This is a genomic window from Vicinamibacterales bacterium (assembly GCA_036496585.1).
Lineage (GTDB): Bacteria > Acidobacteriota > Vicinamibacteria > Vicinamibacterales > 2-12-FULL-66-21 > JAICSD01.
The window spans coordinates 40,109-59,447 of record DASXLB010000071.1 but is presented as its reverse complement, the minus strand read 5'-3'; the positions used below and the strand labels follow the sequence as shown (position 1 = coordinate 59,447).

Here is a 19,339-nt window from a genome sequence, read left to right as displayed (position 1 = left end):
CGGGCTCCGGCGTTCCGAAGCGAACTACACTCCGGCCATGCGGTATCACGCGCCGTACATGGAGTGGGCCAAGACACGGCCGACGCCGGAGTTCGATCTGGCCGGCAGCAACATCCTGGCCTGCACGCTGGACGACTTACCCGGCGCGCGCGACGCGATCGCCTTGAGCGGCGCCAACGACACGGGCTACCGCCCGCTGATGGACGCCATCGGCGCGCGCTACGGTGTGCCGGCGGATCGCGTCACGACGGCGACCGGGACGGCGGGGGCGAACCTGTTGGCGCTCGCTGCGCTCGTCGAACCCGGCGACGAGGTGCTGGTCGAGCGGCCCGGCTACGATCCGTTGATCGGCGCGGCGCGCCTGCTCGGCGCGACGGCGGCGAGATTCGATCGCCGGTTCGAGGACGGCTACGCGCTCGATCCGGATCGCGTCCGCCGCGCCATCACGCCGCGCACGACGGTCATCGTCGTCACTACCCCGCACAACCCGACCGGTGTCCTGGCCGATGCGGCCGCGCTCGACGAGATCGGACGGATCGCGGAGCAGCAGGGGGCCGTCGTCATCGTCGACGAGGTCTACAAGGATCTGACGGGCGACACCTCGCCTCCGGCGGCGGGGAGCGGCGACGTCTTCGTCACGACGAGCAGTCTGACGAAGTCGTACGGGTTGTCGAGCCTGCGCGCCGGCTGGGTGATCGCCAGCGGCACGGTCACGCCTCGCGTCCGCCGCGCGCGGGACGTGGTGGACGGAACCGGCTCGATCGTCGCCGAGCGGCTCGCCGTCCTCGCCTTCGAGCGTCTCGACGCGCTGCACGCACGCGCGCGGACGGTCCTCGGCCGAAACAAGGCGCTCGTCGACGCCTTCCTCATCGCGCATCCGCGGCTGGAATACGTCCCGTCGGCCAGCACCATCGTGTTCCCCCGCATCCGCGGCGTCGAAGACGCGGGACCGTTCGTCGAGCGTCTGATCCAGGAACAGATGACCGCGGTCGGTCCCGGCCGCTTCTTCGACGCGCCGGCGCACTTCCGGATCGGCTACGGCGGCGATACCGGGAAGATCCGCGGCGGCCTCGCCCGGGTGAGCCAGCTACTGGCAGACGCCCACGGATAGCACCCGGGCCGGGAGGCACCCGGAAACGGAAAGTTTAGACGGATGACCGGCTGCCCTCGCCGGCCGCGAAGATCGCTGTCTCCCCGAAATCCAGCAGGCGGAATGCCTCTCCCGGCACGCCGTGCGCCGCGCGGGCGCGTTCGAGCGCGCACAGCGGCTCGTCGATCCCTTCGTCGGTCAGCTGAAACGTGCCGAAGTGCATGCCGACACTGACGCGGGCGCGGGTGTCGAGGTGGGCGCGCACCGCCTCGTCGGGATTCATGTGCATCGGTTGCATGAACCAGCGCGGCTCGTAGGCGCCGATCGGGAGGAGCGCGACGTCGATGCGAGGGACGCACGCCCCGATCTCGGCGAACTGCGGCGTGTAGCCGGAATCGCCGGCGAAGTAGAACGTCGCCCCGTCGATTTCGACGACGAAGCCGCACCACAGTGTCCGGTTCTTGTCCCACAGCGTGCGCGCCGAGAAGTGCTGGGCCGGGACGGCGGTGATACGTGCGCCACGCACGGAGGTCGTCTCCCACCAGTCGAGCTCCCGGCGGTTCCCGGCTGCAGCCGGAAGTGAGCGTCCCACGCCCAGCGTCGTCACGACTTCCGCCCCGGCAAACACAGCGATCGACGACGGCTGCAGGTGATCGTAGTGGTTGTGACTGAGCAGCACGAGGTCGATCGGCGGCAGATCGCGGAGCGGAATCGCCGGCGGGCGAACGCGCCGCGGACCGAGGCGGCCAAACGGGCCGGCGTGCGTCGTGAAGACGGGATCGGTGATGAAGGCCCGGTTCGCAGAGCGGACGAGGAACGTCGAGTGGCCGATGAACGTGACGGCGATCTGGCCAGGCTTCACGGAGGCAGGCGGCGGATGAACCACCAGCGGCACAGCCGCCGGCCACGCGGTGCGCCGGCGGGTGCGCGACCAGCGCGCCACTTCACGCCAGGTCCGTCCCGTCACGGCATGCGGATTGAAAAACTTCTCGCCGTCGCAGTGATCCGACACCGGGTGGGTCATCGAGCCGCTCGCCTCAGGCGATCGCGAGATACAGCTCGGTGATGAGCTGTTCGGCCGGCGCGACCATCGGCGAGTTGCGATAGATCTCGAGACTGGGCGCCTCGGCGGCGCGATAGCGGCTCGACGGCAGCCACGTGCCGACCAGGTGCTGCCAGGCGGCCGGCAGTTCGGAGTACGAGCCGACGCAGGTCAGCGTCGCGTAGCGTCCGGCCGTGGTGTGACACGTCTCGAGCCCCGACGGCACCGGCGCGCCGTCAGCGAGGATGATGCCGGCCGCCGAGTGCAAATCAGCCTCAGCGGTGGTCCGTGGATTGTCGTAGTAGAGCGCGATCAGCGTCGACGCCGCGACATCGACGGTCGAGGCCGCGAGCGCCGCCTCGAGATTCCGGAATGTCCGGCCGATGGCGTGATACGCCCCGCGGTGCGCGAGGGCGGCCACCCGCAGGGCCGGTTGTTCGACAATCGCGACGTCCATCTAGAACTTATAGACGAACGCGGTCAGGAGTGCGACGTCGTTCTGCTTCACCAGCGCCGAGGGCGGGCGCGACGCGTAGCTGTCGAGGAACTCGACCTTCAGCTGCGTGCGTGTCGTCAAGGATGCCGCCACGCCTGCGGTGAACGCGTAGATGACGTCGCCGAAGTCGTTCGCCTTCCACAGCGCACTGAAGCCCTGCGTGATCGACGAGGTCTTGGTCACTTTGTGCTCGAACTTGTCCGACATCGTGACGACCGCGTCGGTCCGCTGCTCCAGGCCCGTGTCCTTCTCGATCTTCGCGCCGAGGCCGCCGTCCACGTTCCACGTCGTCGCCGGCGTGGCGACGAGCTTGTAGCCGATGCCACCGGCCGGCGCCCAGAGGTAGTCGATCTCCTTGAACTTGTCTTCGAGGAACTGCAGTTCCCCGAAGACGTAGACCCGCTGCGAGAGATCGCGCTCGTTGCGGATGTCGCCGAGAAAGCGGTCGACGGTCGCCTCGCCGCCGTTGTCCCCGCGCAGATAGAGCGCCTTCATCTTCCAGACGCTGTGCGTTTTCGGATCGCGGGTCGCCTCGAACGACAGGTTGAAATTGGTCGTGTCGGTGTTGCCCCGGTTCATCGAGAAGCCGGCGCCGGCGCTGCCCGTCCAGAGAGGGGGAGGCGGTTCCGGCGGAGCCGGAGCGGGCGCCTGCGCGGTCGCGGCCGTCGCCGCAAGCAGGAGCAACGCGCCGGCGGTGACGAAGCGGGTCAGTCGTCGCATGGTCTCGAGTCCCCCTCGGATGAATCGGGCCTAGAATATCGGCGCCGATGTCTTTCCCCGTCACGCGCCACTCCGTGGTGCGCGAGCTCGCCAGCGCCGATCCGGCGGTGCGCACCGCAGCCTACGACGCGCTCGCCAGGAGCTACTGGCGTCCAGTCTATCTCTACATCCGCCTGCGCGGCAGCCGTCAGGCCGAGGACGCGCGCGATCTGACGCAGGAGTTCTTCACGCGCGCCTTCGAGCGCGAATACCTCGAGCGCTACGACGCGGCCAGGGCTCGCTTCAGGACCTTCATCCGGATTTGCCTCGACGGTTTTCTCGCCAACGAGCGGCTGGCTGAATCGCGTCAGAAGCGCGGCGGCGGTGTGCCACTGGTCCCGATCGACCTCGCGGCCGCCGACGTGGAGCTCGCCACGCGCGCCGCCGCCGCGCCCGACGATCCGGAAGCGTGGTTTCACCGCGAGTGGATCCGCGGGCTCTTCGCCGAAGCGCTGCGGACGCTGGAAGGCCGCGCGGCCGACGCCGGACATCCGCGCGCGTTCGCGGTCTTCAGGCGCTATGACGTCGAGGAGGCGGACGCCTCGCCGCACACCACGTATGCGGCGCTCGCCGCGGAGCTCGGCATGCGGGTCACCGACGTCACCAACGAGCTGGCGTGGGCGCGCCGCGCCTTCCGGGAGATCGTGCTCGACACGCTGCGGCAGATCTGCGCGAGCGACGACGAGTTCCGCGCCGAAGCGCGAGATCTCTTCGGAGTCACGCCGGAATGACCCTGTCGGATCGCGCCGTCGATCGCCTCCGGCGCCTCGAGGATCGTCCGGAGTTCGACGGCGGACGCTACGAGCTTGGCGACGAGATCGGCCGCGGCGGCATGGGCGTCGTATTCCGCGCCTTCGATCGCGAGCTCGATCGCGACGTCGCCGTAAAAGTGACGGCGTGGAATACCGCGTCGGACGCTGCGCGCCTGCGCCGCGAAGCGCGGACGCTCGCCTCGCTCGAGCACGCCGGCATCGTGTCCGTGCACGACGTCGGCCGCCTGCGCGACGGCCGGGTCTATCTCGTCATGAGCCTCGTGCGCGGCGCGCGCCTCGACGTACACGCGCGGCGGCTGCCGCTGACCGACCGGTTGCGGCTGTTCGACCGGATCTGCGACACGGTCGCCTACGCGCATGCCCGCGGCATCGCTCATCGCGACCTGAAGCCGGCCAACATCATGGTCGCCGACTTCGGCCAGGTGCGGATTCTCGACTGGGGGCTCGCCGGCGGCGCCGAGCCTGGCGGCACCGACGGCTACAGGCCGCCCGAGCAGCCGGCCGCGGCGTTCGACGCGCGCGTCGACGTCTACGCGCTGGGGGCGATTCTCGCTGAGCTCGCACAGGGGGAGGCGCGGCCGCTCGCGTCGATCGGCGCGCGCGCCACTGCCCCGGATCCGGCGGCGCGCTATCCCACGGTCGCTGAGCTGGGTGCCGACGTGCGACGCTTCGCCGACGGCCAGGCGGTGCGGGCGCACCGCGAGCGGCCGATCGAGCGCGCGACGCGCCTCGCCCGTACATATCGCACGCCGATCGCGCTGGTCCTCACCTACCTCGCGATGCGAGTGCTGCTCCTCGTCTTTGCCGGGCGCTAAAGGAACGGCCGCCGATGCGTAATAGACCGAACAAGGAGTGACGCATGAGTAAACCCGTGCTCGGCCTCGTGCTGGGTGGTGTGCTCGGAATCTTCGACGGTCTGTCGGCGCTGGTCTCGGCGCCCAACGATCCCGCCATCAAAACCGGCATCGTCGGCATCGTCATCGGATCCATGGTGAAGGGGCTGATCACCGGCGTGCTGATTGGCTGGTTCGCGAAGCGGACGCGGTCGCTCGGCCTGGCGATCGTCTTCGGCGTGGCGGTTGGCGTGACGCTCGCGTTTCTAGTGTGCCTGCTCCAGAAGCTCGGCGGCCAGCCGCCGTATTACTGGCAGATCATGCTGCCGGGCGGCATCCTGGGGGTCATCGTCGGCTACGTGACGTTCTCGAGCCGAGGCACGCCTGCCCTTGGGCGCTAAAACGTGTCATTAGACGCCGGTTGCAATCGCCGGCGAGCGAGCGCCGCGAGTGAGCCACGCGATCGGAGCGCGCCGGCGAAGCGGCGCGCGAGGGAGCGTGTGCGGGGGTCGGGGGCGAAGCCCCTCGGATGAAATTAGAAGGCCAGCTTGACCGCGAGCACCAGCAGCGCCAGACCGGCGGCCGCCTCGAGGATGCGGCGAGGGCGCGCGCGGTTGAGCACCACCGCGAGCGACCCGCCGGCGGCCGCCCACGTCAGATGCCAGCTGACCGCGAGCGTCACGTGGACTGCCGTCAGCAGCAGCGCGCTCGCGGCAAACGGCGCGTCACGCGGAATGAACTGCGGAACCACCAGCAGGTAGAACGTCGCGATCGACGGATTGAGGAGGTTGGTCACGAACCCTTCGCGCGCGTCGTCGACCAGTGGGCGCCGGACCGGTCCGGCCGCTCCGTCCAGTCCGGCCGCTGGCAGCGCCGCGTCGACGCCGCGGGCGGCCCGCCACAGCGAGCGAAGGCCAAGCCACGCCAGATAGCCGACGCCCGCAGCGCGCATCGTGGTCCACACGCCGGGCCAGCGCTGGAGCGCCATCGACACGCCGAACGCCGTCAACAGCCCGTAACCGATCGACGACAGGTTGACGCCGACGGCGGTCGCCACGCCGGCGCGTACGCCGCCGACAATGCTGTTGCGCAACACGAGCGTCGTCGAAACGCCGGGGATGGCGACGAACGGAACCGTGACCGCCGCGTACGCCCACAGGTTCACCGGCACCAGGCATTATTGTCCGAGGGGCGGCGCTTCACCCCAGCTCCCCTGCCACACCGCTCCCTCGTCTATTTCTACTTGCCGGTCTTCATCGTCCCGCCGACCTTCGACGCCGTATCCTGCGCCATCTTCAAGTGTTCCTCGAGCGTCGGCAGCGTCTTGGCGGCCCACGCCTTCAAATCTGCGTCCTTGCCCGACGTGGACTCCTTGCGGAACTTCGCAACGTCTTCCTTGTGGTCGCTGACCATTGCCGTCATGTACGCCTTGTCGAACGCGGCGCCGTTGAGCTTCGACAGCCGGTCCACCACGGCTTTGTGTTTCGCGTCGAGATCGGCCGGCAGCGTGAGGTTCTTGGTCGCCGCGAGCTGCTTGAGCTCGTCGTTGCCCTTGCCGTGATCGGTGCTCATGCGATCGCCGAACTGTTTCACGTCTGCGCTCGACGCGTTTTGCTTCGCGAGGTTTCCGAGCTGGACCTCTGCCATGCCGCCGATCGCGGCGTCGCGCGCGAACGCCTGATCGGCGTCGGCGGCCGACTTCATCGCGCTGCCGCTCTTGCTTTGGGTCGCCGGCGTGCCAGCGGCCGTCTGCGCACACACAGGACATGCGGCGAACGCCAGCGCCGCCACCGCCACTACAACTCGCTGCTTCATCGGTATGCCTCCATAAATCAGTCACTGGAGGCATTTGCAAGCGCAATACCGGGGGAACCGCTTGACACGCCGAGCAGAGCTGGCTTACGCTGTGTGACGTCCGCATCCGCTGCGGGCATTTATCCAGAGTGGCTGAGGGAACAGGCCCGACGACGCCACAGCAACCCGGCGCTTTTGCCAAGGTGCTAATTCCTGCCCGATAACCGGGAAAGATGAAACCCTGGCTTCCCCCAGAGTAACCACCGGGAAGCCCGAAGTTCTCATCGCATAACTGAAGGGTCGTCACCGCGATGCGTGTGTATCGCGCGCGCGCCCTTGGAGCGTTCGTCGTGACTACGAGTGTGGTCGACGGGGCGGCTGATCCCGCCACAGGCGCTGCCACTCCAGCCGGCCGCCTCAGTGTGCTGAAGCTGGGCGGCTCGGTCCTGCGGGACGATCGCGCCTATGCGACGGCTGCGCGCTTTCTGCAGACGCGCCTCTCGGTCAATCCCCACGAGCGTCTCGTCGTCATCGTCTCGGCGCAGTACGGCACCACCGACTATCTGCTGGCCGAGGCACAGATCATCGCCAACGAGCCCTCGCCGCTCGCGCTCGACCTGCTCTGGTCGACCGGCGAGCTCCGCTCGGTCGCGATCCTCGCGCTGCACCTGCAGAAGATCGGCGTCAGCGCGGTGCCGTTCAACGTGCACCAGGCCGGGCTCGTCGCCAATCCCGGCGGCGGCACGTCGGTGCGCCCCAATCGTCTGCGCGCCGCGCTCGCCCACGCGCGCATCGTCATCGTCCCCGGCTTCCTCGGCGTCAGCGCCGGCGACGCCGTTACCTCGCTCGGACGAGGCGGATCCGATCTGACCGCGGTGCTTCTCGCCGGGTCCATCCGCGCCGGCGCCTGTGAACTCGTCAAGGACGTGCGTGGCTACTTCACCGCCGACCCGCACCAGCGGTCGGACGCGACGCCGATTCACGATCTGACGTTCGACGACGCGCTCGCGATGGCCGACGCCGGCTGCGATCTCGTGCAGCGGGCCGCGCTCGCCGCGGCATCGGACGCCGGGCTTCGTCTCGTCATCCGCAGCATGGACGCTGCCGCATCCATTACCACGGTTCATTCCCGGGATCATTCCCAGGATCGTTCTCAGGATCATTCAAGGAGCAGAAGCAGTCATGGAGTTCGCCACCAAGACGATTCACGCCGGCCAGCCGCCGGAGTCTGAAACCGGCGCGCTCATCGCGCCGATCTACCAGACCTCGACCTTCGAGCAGGAGGCGCCGGGTGTCAACCGCGGTTTCGACTACTCGCGCACCAACAACCCGACGCGCAAGCGCCTCGAAACGGTGCTCGCGGCGCTCGAGGGCGTCGACTACTGCGCGACGTTCGGCTCGGGGCTGGCGGCCGAGAACGCCATCCTGCAGGCGTATCTGCGCCCGGGCGACGAGGTCGTCATTCCGCTCGACGTCTACGGCGGCACCTATCGCATCCTCAACAAGGTCTACCAGCCGCTCGGCGTCGTGATCAGGCAGATCGATCTCGGCACGCCAGGCGCGCTCGAGCGGGCGCTGACGGCCCGGACGAAACTGGTGTGGATCGAATCGCCGACCAACCCGCGCCTGCTCGTCTACGACATCGGCGCGATCGCCGCCGCGACGCACGCCGCCGGCGCGCTCCTGGTCGTCGACAACACGTTCGCGACGCCGCTCTTCCAGCAGCCGTTCGCGCTCGGCGCCGACATCGTCGTGCACAGCGTGACGAAGTATCTGGCCGGCCACTCCGACCTGATCCAGGGGGCGGTGCTCGCCCGCGAGACGTCGGTGTTCGAGCCAATCAAGTTCCTGCAGAACGCCACCGGCGCCGTGCCGTCGGCGTTCGATTGCTGGCTCACGCTGCGCGGCCTGCAGACGCTGGAGCTGCGCGTCCAGCGCCACGCCGACAACGCGGAGGCGATCGCCAACGCGCTCTACGGCCACCCGCTCGTCAAGGCGGTGTATTTCCCCGGCCTCGCGTCGCATCCCGGCCACGACATCGCGCGCCGGCAGATGTCCGGCTTCGGCGGCATGGTCTCGTTCGAGCTGGATGGCACGATCGACGAAGTGGTGTCGTTCGTGTCGAACCGGCGCTTCTTCACGCTCGGCGAGAGCCTCGGCAGCGTCAAGTCTCTCCTCTGCCATCCCGCGCGGATGACCCATGCCTCGATTCCGGCCGAAGAACGTGCGAAACTTGGACTATCCGACACGTTGATCCGCCTGTCGACCGGCTGTGAGCATCACCGCGATCTCGTCGCGGATCTCCTCGAAGGGCTGGCGGCCGTCGAACAGGCGCGCGCGCTCAACGCGGCGGTGCCGGCGTCCGAGTTCGCCGAGGCACGCGGATAGTCTGGTCGCCGAAGCCGCTCGAACGGCAACGGCAAGGGGAGCGGCATGGACAGAATCGACGTCGGCATCCTTGGCGCCACGGGCACGGTCGGGCAGCAGTTCATCGCGCTGCTCGCCGATCATCCTTGGTTCCGCGTAACCTGGCTGGCCGCGAGCGAGCGTTCCGCCGGCAAGCGTTACGGCGATCTCGCCTGGCGGCAGCCCGCCGCCCTCCCCACCGACGTGGCGCGCCTCGAAGTGGTGGCCATCGATGCCGTCAAGCAGGCGCCGGCGATCCTTTTTTCGGCGCTCGACTCGTCGGTGGCGGGCGAGGCCGAAACCGCCTATGCCGAGAGCGGCCGCCTCGTCGTGAGCAACGCCAAGAACCATCGCATGGACCCGCTCGTCCCGCTGCTCATTCCCGAAGTGAACCCCGATCATCTGACGTTGCTCGACGACCAGCGGCAGGCACGCGGCCTGAAAGGTATGGGCGGCATCGTCACCAACCCGAACTGCTCGGCCGTCAACATCGCGCTGGTGCTCGCGGCGCTCCGGCCCTTCGAGGTCACACGGGTGATGGTCACCACGCTACAGGCGCTCTCGGGAGCCGGCTATCCAGGGGTCGCCTCGCTCGATGCGGTCGGCAACGTGATCCCCTACATCGGCGCCGGCGAAGAAGAGAAGATTGAAACCGAGACGCGCAAGCTGCTCGGCACATACGAGAAGGGGGCGGTGCGCCCGGCATCGTTCATCGTCAGTGCAACGACCACGCGCGTGCCCGTGCCGGATGGGCATACCGCGGTCATGTCGGTGGAACTGGCGGCGCAGCCGTCCCTCGAAGATCTGTCAGCCGCGCTCGCGGAGTTCACCGCCGAGCCGCAGCAACGCGCCCTGCCGATGGCGCCGCGGCAGCCGATCGTGGTGCATCCGGCGCAGGACCGCCCACAACCGCGCCTCGACGTGCACCTCGGACGTGGCATGACGGTGACGGTGGGCCGCATCCGCCGCTGCCCGATCCTCGGCTACAAGCTGGTCGCCCTCGGCCACAATGTGATCCGCGGCGCCGCCGGCGCCGCGCTCCTCAACGCGGAGCTGATCGTCGCGCGCGCGCGCTCAACCGCCGGTCACGTTGAAGCCGATCGAGAACTGCACGCCTTCCTGGCCAACCGCTAGGTCGATCCGCAACAGCCCGGCCGTCTTGGAATGCACGCGCAGGCCGCCGCCGGCCGACTGCGCCAGGCCGCTTGCGCTCAACTGGTGGAGCGTCGGCGCCACGCCCCCGGCCTCGTAGCGGGCGGCGACGTCGATCATCGGATGAACCGCCCACCGGTACTCCCCAATCAGCACCACCGCGTTGCGATCGCGGAAGCGATAGAGGGGATACCCGCGCAGGAAGTCGCCGCCACCCAGCGTCGGCATCAGGTAGAACGGCACGGTGCTTCCATCCCCTGATTCAGTGAGCCACGCCCGCGCCGACAGGTCCAGCGCCCCCTTCCATCCCGTCGGGCCACCCTCCGCCGTCCGTATCGTCGGGATCAGGTGTTCGGCGCCGAGCTCGAAACCGTGAAAGGACCCGCGCCCGTCGTGCATGTCGTGGTAGCCGTGGGTGCCGGCGTCGAGCACCGTGCCGGTGCGGCTGTAGTCGGGCGAGAAGCGGGTATCGAAGGACGCCCCGGCAAACGAATGCACGAACCACGGGTGGGTCGCCAGTCCCGGCACGTCGGGCACGACGCCGAGCCGCTCGTCCTCTCCGTTGTCGATGAATCCCGCGTCGAGCGCGTAACGCTCGAGTCCCGATCCGACGGTGACGTTCGCGTGCGGCGCGATCCCGGCGCGCAGAAAGCCGCTCCATTCCATCCGGCGCTCGCCGTACTCAGCCCGCCCGTCCGGCGAATGCGGCCCGAGCGCGTACAGGGACAGCTCGGGAGCGTCCTGCCATCGGACGCGCGTCGAGACCATCGCGCGGCGTGACAGGATCGGCCGCGAGTCGTAGCGCGCCTGCAGCAGCTTGAACTGGCGAATCGAGTACACACCCTTGAGCTGGACGAACGAACCGTCGTCGAAGTCATGGCTCAGGGCTGGGCCGGCCGCCATGCTGGACCCTCCCTTGATCCCGCCGAAGACGATCGCGAAAAGCTTGGTGACGTGAATCCCGCCGGCGCGGTCGATCTTGATCTTCTCGAGAAGCGGTGCTGCCGGTTCGGCAGGCTGTGCGGCTGAAGCCGACGGCTGCGCCTCCTGAGCGTGGCCAACCGGCGCGCCTCCCGCCATCACCATAACAACGAACAGCGCCGCGGCAGGTCTTACCATTCTCGATCCTGCGTACTCAGCAATTCTGCTGCCAAGCGGCTTCATGGCAAGATATCGCCGTGTCGCTGCTTCCCGATCCCCGGTCCGGTCGCCCGCCACGGCGGCTGGGACCATGGATCACCACGGGAAACGTTGCCCCAAGCGACCCGCTGGAGCCCGTGTGCGCCGCCTGATTTGCTGGGGAGGCGCGGCCGTAGTCGCGGCGTTCGCTGCTCTCGCGATCACGGAGGCACCGCTCGGCACTCCTCTCTTCTTCGCCTTCGCGGCGGTGCCCGCCGTTGTCTATGGCTTGCTGATGCGTCGGCTGCTGGCCCCATCGCAGCCCAAAGCGCAGGGGTTCGGCCCGGAGCGGCTGCTGCGCATCGCCTTGCTGCTCGCGGTCGCGTTCCGTGTGCCGGTCGCCGTCGCTCCGGTCGGCGCCGACAACGACATGGTCCGTTATATGTACGACGGGCGTCTGCAGCAGCTCGGCATCAATCCGTACACGGTCGTCCCGGCCGACCCGGCGATCGCCTGGACCCACACCGACCTGACGCGCCGCATGCCGAGCATCCGCGCGCGCACCCCCTACCCGGCCGCGGCGCAGCTGTTCTTCCGGCTGGTGGTGACGATCCGCGAGACGCCGCGCGCGATGAAGCTTGCGCTCGTCGCCTGCGATCTCCTGACCATCCTCGTGCTGGTCCGATGGCTGCGCCAGACAAACCGCCCGCCGTGGCTCGCGCTGGCCTACGCGTGGAATCCCCTCGTCATCCTCGAGGTCGCGCACAGCGGCCACATCGACGCGCTCGGCGCGCTGTGGATCGCGCTTGCCGCGTGGATGCTCACGACCGGACGGACGCTGCGCGGGGCGATCGCGTTCGTGATGGCGATCGCCACCAAGCTGCTGCCGATCGTGCTCGTCCCGCTGCTGTGGAAGCGGATCCGCATCCGCGACGCCGCCGCCGGAGGGCTGGTCTGGGTGCTGCTCTATCTGCCGTTCCGTTCCGCCGGCGCCCTGCCGCTCGGCGCCGTGCCGAACGTGGTCGCGTTCATCCGGTTCAACGGGCCGCTGTTCAAGTGGCTGGCGGAGCTCGCGACGCCGCAGGTCGCGGCGGCGGTGGCGGTCGTCGCGGGACTCTCAGTCGCGACGTGGATGCGGTTCTCGCGTCCGGCGGACGATCCGGCGGCCTGGGCCTGGCCGATGGCCGTGTCGCTCGCCGCGGCGCCGGTGATCTACCCCTGGTATCTGCTCTACTTCACGCCGTTTCTCTTCAGCGCCGCGACGGTCCCGCTCATCGCCTGGACCTACGCGGCGCTGCCGGTCTACCTCGTGTGGTACCTGTCGAAGTTCGGGCACCGCTGGTTCGTGCCGACGCCGGTCCTGTGGATCGAGTTCGGCGCAGTGGTGCTGGTACTGCTCGGCAGGATCGTCGCCGTGCGGCCGGTCATTTCTTCAGTTCGCCGGCGATCACGGCCACGTTCTGCTTGAGCCGGCCGGGATCGATCGTGTAGCCCTTGTACTTGTCGTCGATCTTCCAGGCCGCGGCAATGTCATCGGAACTCTTGCCCGCCTTGAGCCCGGCCTGCACCTCGCCCAGGAAATCCTTGTTGAACTGGGCGTACTCGGCCAGATCCGCCCACTTCATGATGTCGGCGCTGTGACCGGTGATGACCAGATCGACGTTGTGGATGCCGGCATGCGCCTTCGCGAGCGTGGCGCCGATCTCGACGCCGCTGCCGCCGTTGTTGCTGTCAAGTAGCGGCAGGTTCTTCCCGGAGAAGATGTCTCCCGCGTGCGCGAAATGCAGCGCCGGCCAGACGATCCAGGCGTCGCCGTTGGTGTGGCCGCGGCCGAAGTAATACAGGTCGATTTCGTCGGCGCCCTTGCCGATCGTCATCTGGTCCTTGAAGGTACGCTTCGGCATCCCCTTGCCGTTGTTCTGCTGGAAGATGCTCGGGCCGGCGGCGCCTCCCCCCATGCCGGGCGGGCTCGTCATCTTCTCCATGTTCGCCTTGGTGTTCTCCTGCACGACGATGTCGACCGTCGTCGGGAACTCGACGTTGCCGCTGACGTGATCCCCGTGTGTGTGGGTGTTGATGATCGTGGTCACCGGCTTTGGAGTCAGCTCCTTGATCTTGTCGAGGATCGGCTGGCCCCAGCCTGGCAGCTTGGTATCGACGACCACGACGCCGGTGCTGCCGATGAACACCGCGGTGTTGCCGCCGCCGCCCTTCAGCATGTAGAGGTTGTCCTTCAGCTTGACGGCGTCAACAACCTTGGGCTGTGCCGCCTGCCCTCCGGGCGGCGCCTGATAGGCGGTCACCGCCATCGACCCTGCCGCGACGATCCCGAAAATTCCAGCCATCCATCTCCGACTCATAGGCTCCCTCCGGCAAAGAAAACGCGCTGCACGAACCAGAACGCACCCGCGACGACGACCACTAGCGATCCGGCGAACGCGAGCCGGCGCCCCGCCGCCTCGCTGCGGTGACGCAGCGCCGCCAGCGCGCCTGCCACCACGACCACGACGAGCATCTGACCGATTTCCACCCCGAGGTTGAACGAGAACAGCGACCAGCCGAGCGCGCGCGCCGGAAGGTCCATTTCGCGCAAGACGCTGGCGAACCCGAAGCCGTGCACGAACCCGAACCCGAACGCGATCCATCCGCGCACGTCGCGCCCGCCGCCGCGCACCATCAGGTTGTCGACCCCGACGTAGACGATGCTGAGCGCGATCAACGGCTCGACGACGCGCGCCGGCGGGCTCAGGATGCGAAGCGCCGCCAGGGTGAGGGTAACGCTGTGCGCCAGCGTGAACGAAGTGACGACCACCGCGAGCCTCCGGATCGAGCCGCCGAGCAGCAGCAGGCCGACCAGGAAGAGGATGTGATCGGGGCCGATGAGGATGTGATGGATGCCCTCGGCGACGAAACGCCTGGCGACCGCGAGAGTGCCGCGCGCACCGCCTGAAAAATACTCGAGCGACGTCCGCGAGGCATCGAGAATGGCCTGCTGCCGCAGCGCGCCGTCTTCGTAGACGTTGACGAACGTCTGGTGCTGCGGATCGTAGGGGAAGATCAGCGCCGACACGTGCAGGGCGGACGGCCGGCCCGGCAGAGTGAACGGCAGCCGGAGCGACTGTTTGTCCGCCAGCACCTCGACCGTACCCCACCTCGCGGGAAGCGGGCGATCGCCCTCAGAGAACGACAGGCGCGGATCGAGCATCTGCTGAAGCGCCGCGGACTGGCGGCTCGCAACGGCCGGATCGAGCAGCGTCGCCGACTGCGCGATCCCGAGGTCGTGCGCGGCGTCGAAGACGTGCACCGTCAGCGAGCCGTCTGTCCCCGCGGGGCCGATGCGCAGGTCGAGATAAGAAAAGGGCACCGGATGGGCGAAGGCCAGCCGGGCCGAGAGCAGGACCGCCGCCGCAACCAGGGTGCGGAAATACCGCATGCGCGGCTCATGCTAGCGTACCGGGCAGGGTGACGGCGGAGCGCTCGGGCTGGATGTCCTTCGAGCGACGCGGCTTACCCACCGTAGCGACAGCGGCCGACAGACCGGTGAGCACGATTCTTGCGATGCCGGGAACAGGGGGCCTCGAATGCGAACGGTTTGGGTCATCGCGTTCACACTGCTGGCGGGCGCGGCCGTTGCGCCAACCCACGCTGAGCTCGGCCTCGCCAACCCTGTTTCGCATTTCTTCGTGCGCAACGAACAGCCGCTGCGCCAGTACCGCGCCTACCGGCGGATGCACGCATCGACGGAGAGCTCGAACAAGTACGACGCCTGGCTGGAAGCGTGGACGGAGCTCAAGGACGGCAGATTCAGCTATCAGATCATGTCGGAGGGCGGCTCCGAGACGGTGCGCGCCCGCGTGCTGCGCGCGATGCTGGCGCGCGAGCAGGACCTGATCAACCGCGGCGACAGCGACAAGGGCGACCTCACGCTCAACAATTACGAGTTCGTGGAAGGCGGCCGCGACGTCGACGGGACGCATGTCGTGCAGATGAAGCCGCGCCGCAGCGACGTGCTGCTCGTCGACGGACGCGCCGTGCTCGACGAGCATGGCGAGTTGATGCGCATCGAGGGGCGGCTCGCCAAGAATCCGTCGTTCTGGACGAGTCTCGTCAGCATCGTCCGGCGCTATGCGCGGGTGGGCGGCACGCGGGTGCCGGTCGCCACCGAGACCACCGCGAAGGTGAAGTTCGTCGGCACCGCACAGATGAACGTCGTCTACGACTATCAGAGCGTGAACGACCGGCCCGTCGCGCTCAGCGAGACGCCGTCCTCAGCGCCCTGGCATACCGCTGCGCGATGAGATTGGTGAGCCGGCGCGACACCGAGGCGTTGACGTCGATCGCCAGCGCCTGATCGAGCAGCGTGTTCTTCTCGGCGCGATCGTTCGTCACCATTGCCATCGCCACATAGGCAAACACCGACGTCCCCTTCGAGAGCTCGACCGCTCTGGTGAAATCCGCGCGCACCGCCGCCGGCGATCCGCCGAGCAGCGGCGGCAGCCCGTCGAACGCAATCAGCGCCTCGTAGATCGCCCCGCTATCCCAGGTGTCGTCGAGGTCCCTGGCGCGACGCAGCAGTGCGCGGACGGCGGCAAGTTCCGTCAGGCGCGCGGCGGCATTGGGGGCGAGGACGAGGTCGGCGCCCCAGGAGGCGGCCGCCCAGTACAGCCACGGCACGTCCGCCACGTCGGTCGCGCGCAGCGCCGCTCCGGGATCGGAGACGAGCGCCTGCTCGGTGACGCCGGGGTGCCGCAGCGCGAGTCCTGAGAGACAGTAGGCGCGCGCCCGGCGATACATGTTCGAGGCTCGCGTTCGCAGGTCCTGCGCGGCGTTGACGTCGGCTGCCTTGATCACTGATTCGACGTGAAGGAAGCCGTAGGAATATTCGGTGAAGCCGCGGCACGCGGTCAGCAGCAGTTGCGGCTGCCGCGGCGACTGCGAGAGCAGGATCTCCACCGTCTTCAGCGTCGACGGCGCCGCCAGACGGACGAACTCGGGATCGTTGTCGCGCTCGTAGACGGTACTCGACTCGGCCAGCGCAGAGGCCATCCGGTTGAGCGCCATCTGCTTGGGAGAACACGCGGCGGCGAACACGGCTGCCAGCACGATCCACCGTCTCATGCGTCGGCTAGCGTACCACCAGCTCGCGGCGACCCGGCCTCCACCCGAGCGCGACTCCCTGGACGACGATCTGGCCGCGCTTCGGGGTTACCGAAATCGTGTCGAGCGTGCCGGCGTCCGCGTCGTAGCGCAAGGCGATGGCGCTGGTCTCCTGCGTGAGCTGCGCGTCGAGGTCGTCGAGCGCTTTCTGCTGTGCCTCGACGGTCTGTTGCGCGCGGCCGACGTCCTCGCTTTCCTTGTAGGCGCGTCCGAAGCCGCGGGCCGCGGTCGTGGCACGGCCGAGATTGGTCGAGCTGAGCGTCTTTCTGCCGAGGAGCGCGCCCAGCACGGTCGCGCCGAACGACACCGCCGTCTGCAGCTTGGCCTGCGACGCCTGGCCCTGCTCGCGCTCCACCCCCTGCCGGGCACGCTGCAGCCCGGCCTCGAGGCGCGCCCGCTCGTCGGCGAACTTGCGCCGGACGGCGTCGACCTCGGCGTCGCGCTTCTCGCGCTGCACGCCGGCAATCCGCACACGGAAGTCGTGCTCGGACTCATCGGGCGCCGCCGTCAGGTTCAGTCCGGCGTGCCGAAGCAGGTCGAGCCGCTGGCCGTTCGACAGCCAGGTCGTGAACGCCTTCTGCCAGCCGGCGTAGTTCCGTGGGTTGGCCGCCGGCGTGGGGAGCGGATCGAAGACGGCGCCGTCTGCGGGCGCCTTGGCGAGGTCGGTCGCCGCGAGTTGAAGGACCTCGGCAGCGGTCCAGTCGACCGGCACCGCCCCGTCGGCGATGTCTACAGCGGCGATGACGTCGCGCGTCTGGTTGATCCGGAGCTTGGCGTCGACGAAGGTGATCTGCGCCAGCCCAAGCGCGACCGGTTGATAGTGAGGATTCGCGCCGGTTGCAGGAATGAAGTACTCGGCAATGCCGGGCTGGAGTACGGGACGGGCATTTCCGGCGGCGGCGGAAGCGGCGCGGTCAGGCGAACCGGCGGCGAAGGTGGTCTGACCCCCGTCTGACCCCGGTTTGACCCCGGTTTGACCCTGGTCTGACCCGGGGGCGGGGCCGCGGGGGGGCGTCAGGGCGCGGAGCTGGTCGCGCGACAGTGGGCCGCGCAGGTACGAGAGCGCCCAGCGGCTCATGAACGTCGCCGGCGCGCCGGCATGGACGTCGTGGAGCAGGAAAACCCGCTTCCCGAGCGACGAGAGCGTCCTGTCGGCCTCACTCCGATCGAACGCGCCCGCGGCTGCTCCCTCCAAGCCGTCCAGGACGCGCGCCTTGTCGCGTTCGGTCTGCAGTCTTCCAAGGAACCACGTGCCGGCGTTGCCGAGCCCCTTGTAGTCGAGGTCAACCGTGTTCTGCGTCGCCAGCACGATACCGAGCCCGAAGGCGCGCGCCTGCTTCAACAGCGTGAGCAGCGGCCCCTTCGACGGCGGCGCCGACACCGGCGGAAAGTAGCCGGCAATCTCGTCCATGTAGACGATCGCCCGCAGGCTGCTGGTCCCGCTCTGGCGCCGCATCCAGCCGACGATCTCGTTCAAGAGCAGCGAGACGACGAACATCCGCCGATCGTCGTCCAGATGCGCAATCGAGATAATCGACACGCGCGGACGGCCCTTGGCGTCGAAGAGGAGCCGGCCAGGATCGAGTGGCTCCCCCTCGAGCCATTGCTCGAAGCCGGGGGCAGCGAGCACCGCATTGAGCTTCGCCGCCAGACCGAAACGGTCCTTCGCGGGGTAGAACGACTCGAGGTCGAGTACGCCGATCCGCGTGAACGGCGGATTCTGGACGCGCCCGACGAGCGCCCCCAGGTCGAGCGTCACCCCGGCCTTCCAGCTCTCGGCGAACAACGTCGCCAGGAACGTGTGTTCGCGTCCGCGCGGCTCTGCCTCGGCGCCCGCCAGCGCCAGCACGCTCAACGCCGCCGTCGACGCGCGGTCGGCGAGCGCCTCGGAGTCGAGCGTGCCCGTCGGAGGCGCCAGCGACGAGAGGATCGAAAGCGGACGGCCAGCCGCGCTGCCGGGGGTGTAGACCGAGAAATCCGCGGCGGCGCGGAGACGCGCGATCCGGTCGCCATCCTCGCCCCAGTCGGCCAGCCCTTTCTTCCAGGCGGCCGCCTGCTGCGCGGCAAAGGTGTCGAGGTCCAGTCCGGCGCGCCGCGCCTCGTCTTCGTCGATCCAGGGCCGGAAGTCCGCGGGAGCGAGGTCGGGGAACGTCAGGAGCAGGTTCGACAGGTCCCCTTTCGGGTCGATGGCGATCGTCGGCACGCCGTCGATCGCCGCCTCCTCGATGAGCGACACGCACAGCCCCGTCTTGCCGCTGCCGGTCATCCCGACGCAGAGCGCGTGCGTAAGCAGGTCGCGCGAGTCGTACAGGACGGGATCGCCCAAGGTCGCGCCGGCGGCGTCGCTCTGGCGTCCAAGGTAGAAGACGCCCAGCTTCTCGAAGTCCTTCATGCCTTCTGGTTCTCTTTCGTGCGTACCCAGCGTTCCACCGGCACCGACAGGAGCCAATAGTGCTTCCGAAGCTCGATGACCAGCGCGAGGTAGCGCTCCCGCGGGAATTCCCCGGCGAGCAGCCGGCGCTTCAGCCGTCGGATCTCGTACCGATACAGGTCGTTGAGCGCGCTGCGGACGATGCGGGGCGGCGTCGACGGATCGGGCTGCAGGCCATGCACCGCCAGGATCGCGAGCGCCTCGGGAGCGTATTCGAACTGCACTCGATCACCAAATCATCAAATCAGGAAATCGCCAAATCTGCTAGCATCCCCCGTCTAACTGAT

The 19,339-nt window shown here is 68.5% G+C and carries 20 protein-coding genes and 1 riboswitch; of the genes, 9 read left to right on the top strand and 11 right to left on the bottom strand.

Annotated features, from left to right (window positions below):
* Positions 1–37 precede the first annotated feature (37 nt).
* Positions 38–1,111 (top strand): aminotransferase class I/II-fold pyridoxal phosphate-dependent enzyme, encoded by a 1,074-nt coding sequence (locus tag VGI12_20320; GenBank protein ID HEY2435026.1) that lies wholly within the window; start codon positions 38–40, stop codon positions 1,109–1,111.
* Positions 1,112–1,145: 34 nt separating this feature from the next.
* Here the strand turns inward: VGI12_20320 and VGI12_20315 are convergent, their stop codons facing one another.
* From VGI12_20315 to VGI12_20305, 3 genes are read right to left on the bottom strand one after another with little or no spacing between them, the layout of a single operon-like run.
* Entirely contained in the window at positions 1,146–2,114 is a 969-nt protein-coding gene (locus VGI12_20315) for an MBL fold metallo-hydrolase (protein ID HEY2435025.1), read from the bottom strand.
* A gap of 13 nt (positions 2,115–2,127) precedes the next feature.
* Positions 2,128–2,589: a GyrI-like domain-containing protein gene (locus tag VGI12_20310; GenBank protein ID HEY2435024.1), complete on the bottom strand. Its 462-nt coding sequence runs from the start codon at positions 2,587–2,589 to the stop codon at positions 2,128–2,130.
* Positions 2,590–3,348, bottom strand: a complete 759-nt coding sequence (locus VGI12_20305) for a DUF481 domain-containing protein (protein HEY2435023.1) — start codon at positions 3,346–3,348, stop codon at positions 2,590–2,592.
* A gap of 47 nt (positions 3,349–3,395) precedes the next feature.
* Between VGI12_20305 and VGI12_20300 the strand changes: the two genes are divergently transcribed.
* Genes VGI12_20300 through VGI12_20290 form a run of 3 tightly spaced genes read left to right on the top strand, consistent with a single transcriptional unit; the run spans position 3,396 to position 5,394 of the window.
* Entirely contained in the window at positions 3,396–4,118 is a 723-nt protein-coding gene (locus VGI12_20300; GenBank protein HEY2435022.1) for a hypothetical protein, read from the top strand.
* A complete protein-coding gene (locus VGI12_20295; protein HEY2435021.1) occupies positions 4,115–4,975 on the top strand; it encodes a serine/threonine-protein kinase in 861 nt (286 codons plus the stop codon). Before VGI12_20300 ends, VGI12_20295 begins: the two co-directional genes overlap by 4 nt.
* Positions 4,976–5,019: 44 nt before the next feature.
* Positions 5,020–5,394, top strand: coding sequence for a hypothetical protein (locus tag VGI12_20290; GenBank protein ID HEY2435020.1), 375 nt, complete (start codon positions 5,020–5,022; stop codon positions 5,392–5,394).
* Positions 5,395–5,528: 134 nt separating this feature from the next.
* On the opposite strand, the gene VGI12_20285 is transcribed toward VGI12_20290, so the two are convergent.
* A complete protein-coding gene (locus VGI12_20285) occupies positions 5,529–6,164 on the bottom strand; it encodes a LysE family translocator (GenBank protein ID HEY2435019.1) in 636 nt (211 codons plus the stop codon).
* Positions 6,165–6,232: 68 nt separating this feature from the next.
* Entirely contained in the window at positions 6,233–6,808 is a 576-nt protein-coding gene (locus VGI12_20280) for a DUF4142 domain-containing protein (GenBank protein HEY2435018.1), read from the bottom strand.
* A gap of 116 nt (positions 6,809–6,924) precedes the next feature.
* Positions 6,925–7,027, top strand: a riboswitch (SAM riboswitch).
* A gap of 71 nt (positions 7,028–7,098) precedes the next feature.
* On the opposite strand from VGI12_20280, the gene VGI12_20275 reads away from it, so the two are divergent.
* From VGI12_20275 to asd, 3 genes are read left to right on the top strand one after another with little or no spacing between them, the layout of a single operon-like run.
* Positions 7,099–8,019: a hypothetical protein gene (locus tag VGI12_20275; GenBank protein HEY2435017.1), complete on the top strand. Its 921-nt coding sequence runs from the start codon at positions 7,099–7,101 to the stop codon at positions 8,017–8,019.
* Positions 7,970–9,175: a PLP-dependent aspartate aminotransferase family protein gene (locus VGI12_20270; protein HEY2435016.1), complete on the top strand. Its 1,206-nt coding sequence runs from the start codon at positions 7,970–7,972 to the stop codon at positions 9,173–9,175. Before VGI12_20275 ends, VGI12_20270 begins: the two co-directional genes overlap by 50 nt.
* Positions 9,176–9,220: 45 nt before the next feature.
* Complete coding sequence (asd, locus tag VGI12_20265) at positions 9,221–10,327, top strand: aspartate-semialdehyde dehydrogenase (GenBank protein HEY2435015.1); 1,107 nt, start codon at positions 9,221–9,223, stop codon at positions 10,325–10,327.
* Here asd and VGI12_20260 read toward each other — a convergent pair.
* Positions 10,268–11,464, bottom strand: a complete 1,197-nt coding sequence (locus VGI12_20260; GenBank protein HEY2435014.1) for a hypothetical protein — start codon at positions 11,462–11,464, stop codon at positions 10,268–10,270. The two genes, asd and VGI12_20260, sit on opposite strands and share 60 nt — an antisense overlap.
* A 160-nt stretch (positions 11,465–11,624) precedes the next feature.
* Here VGI12_20260 and VGI12_20255 point away from each other — a divergent pair, with 160 nt between their 5' ends.
* Positions 11,625–12,932, top strand: a complete 1,308-nt coding sequence (locus tag VGI12_20255; protein HEY2435013.1) for a hypothetical protein — start codon at positions 11,625–11,627, stop codon at positions 12,930–12,932.
* Here VGI12_20255 and VGI12_20250 read toward each other — a convergent pair.
* Positions 12,889–13,809: an MBL fold metallo-hydrolase gene (locus VGI12_20250; GenBank protein ID HEY2435012.1), complete on the bottom strand. Its 921-nt coding sequence runs from the start codon at positions 13,807–13,809 to the stop codon at positions 12,889–12,891. The genes VGI12_20255 and VGI12_20250 overlap by 44 nt on opposite strands.
* Before the next feature lie 11 nt (positions 13,810–13,820).
* Positions 13,821–14,897, bottom strand: coding sequence for a HupE/UreJ family protein (locus VGI12_20245; GenBank protein HEY2435011.1), 1,077 nt, complete (start codon positions 14,895–14,897; stop codon positions 13,821–13,823).
* 148 nt (positions 14,898–15,045) lie between these two features.
* On the opposite strand from VGI12_20245, the gene VGI12_20240 reads away from it, so the two are divergent.
* Entirely contained in the window at positions 15,046–15,762 is a 717-nt protein-coding gene (locus tag VGI12_20240) for a hypothetical protein (protein HEY2435010.1), read from the top strand.
* Here VGI12_20240 and VGI12_20235 read toward each other — a convergent pair.
* Genes VGI12_20235 through VGI12_20225 form a run of 3 tightly spaced genes read right to left on the bottom strand, consistent with a single transcriptional unit; the run spans position 15,716 to position 19,276 of the window.
* Positions 15,716–16,582 (bottom strand): TRAP transporter TatT component family protein, encoded by an 867-nt coding sequence (locus VGI12_20235; protein ID HEY2435009.1) that lies wholly within the window; start codon positions 16,580–16,582, stop codon positions 15,716–15,718. The two genes, VGI12_20240 and VGI12_20235, sit on opposite strands and share 47 nt — an antisense overlap.
* Positions 16,583–16,589: 7 nt before the next feature.
* Positions 16,590–19,013, bottom strand: a complete 2,424-nt coding sequence (locus VGI12_20230) for a hypothetical protein (GenBank protein ID HEY2435008.1) — start codon at positions 19,011–19,013, stop codon at positions 16,590–16,592.
* Entirely contained in the window at positions 19,010–19,276 is a 267-nt protein-coding gene (locus tag VGI12_20225) for a hypothetical protein (protein HEY2435007.1), read from the bottom strand. The genes VGI12_20230 and VGI12_20225 overlap by 4 nt, the downstream gene beginning before the upstream one ends.
* Positions 19,277–19,339 lie beyond the last annotated feature (63 nt).

Bases quoted from the DNA above. Each gene is read 5' to 3' on its own strand.
- VGI12_20320 (HEY2435026.1), top strand. From the start codon at position 38: ATGCGGTATCACGCGCCGTACATGGAGTGGGCCAAGACACGGCCGACG.
- VGI12_20315 (HEY2435025.1), bottom strand. From the start codon at position 2,114: ATGACCCACCCGGTGTCGGATCACTGCGACGGCGAGAAGTTTTTCAAT.
- VGI12_20310 (HEY2435024.1), bottom strand. From the start codon at position 2,589: ATGGACGTCGCGATTGTCGAACAACCGGCCCTGCGGGTGGCCGCCCTC.
- VGI12_20305 (HEY2435023.1), bottom strand. From the start codon at position 3,348: ATGCGACGACTGACCCGCTTCGTCACCGCCGGCGCGTTGCTCCTGCTT.
- VGI12_20300 (HEY2435022.1), top strand. From the start codon at position 3,396: ATGTCTTTCCCCGTCACGCGCCACTCCGTGGTGCGCGAGCTCGCCAGC.
- VGI12_20295 (HEY2435021.1), top strand. From the start codon at position 4,115: ATGACCCTGTCGGATCGCGCCGTCGATCGCCTCCGGCGCCTCGAGGAT.
- VGI12_20290 (HEY2435020.1), top strand. From the start codon at position 5,020: ATGAGTAAACCCGTGCTCGGCCTCGTGCTGGGTGGTGTGCTCGGAATC.
- VGI12_20280 (HEY2435018.1), bottom strand. From the start codon at position 6,808: ATGAAGCAGCGAGTTGTAGTGGCGGTGGCGGCGCTGGCGTTCGCCGCA.
- VGI12_20275 (HEY2435017.1), top strand. From the start codon at position 7,099: ATGCGTGTGTATCGCGCGCGCGCCCTTGGAGCGTTCGTCGTGACTACG.
- VGI12_20270 (HEY2435016.1), top strand. From the start codon at position 7,970: ATGGAGTTCGCCACCAAGACGATTCACGCCGGCCAGCCGCCGGAGTCT.
- asd (HEY2435015.1), top strand. From the start codon at position 9,221: ATGGACAGAATCGACGTCGGCATCCTTGGCGCCACGGGCACGGTCGGG.
- VGI12_20260 (HEY2435014.1), bottom strand. From the start codon at position 11,464: ATGGTAAGACCTGCCGCGGCGCTGTTCGTTGTTATGGTGATGGCGGGA.
- VGI12_20250 (HEY2435012.1), bottom strand. From the start codon at position 13,809: ATGGCTGGAATTTTCGGGATCGTCGCGGCAGGGTCGATGGCGGTGACC.
- VGI12_20245 (HEY2435011.1), bottom strand. From the start codon at position 14,897: ATGCGGTATTTCCGCACCCTGGTTGCGGCGGCGGTCCTGCTCTCGGCC.
- VGI12_20240 (HEY2435010.1), top strand. From the start codon at position 15,046: ATGCGAACGGTTTGGGTCATCGCGTTCACACTGCTGGCGGGCGCGGCC.
- VGI12_20235 (HEY2435009.1), bottom strand. From the start codon at position 16,582: ATGAGACGGTGGATCGTGCTGGCAGCCGTGTTCGCCGCCGCGTGTTCT.
- VGI12_20230 (HEY2435008.1), bottom strand. From the start codon at position 19,013: ATGAAGGACTTCGAGAAGCTGGGCGTCTTCTACCTTGGACGCCAGAGC.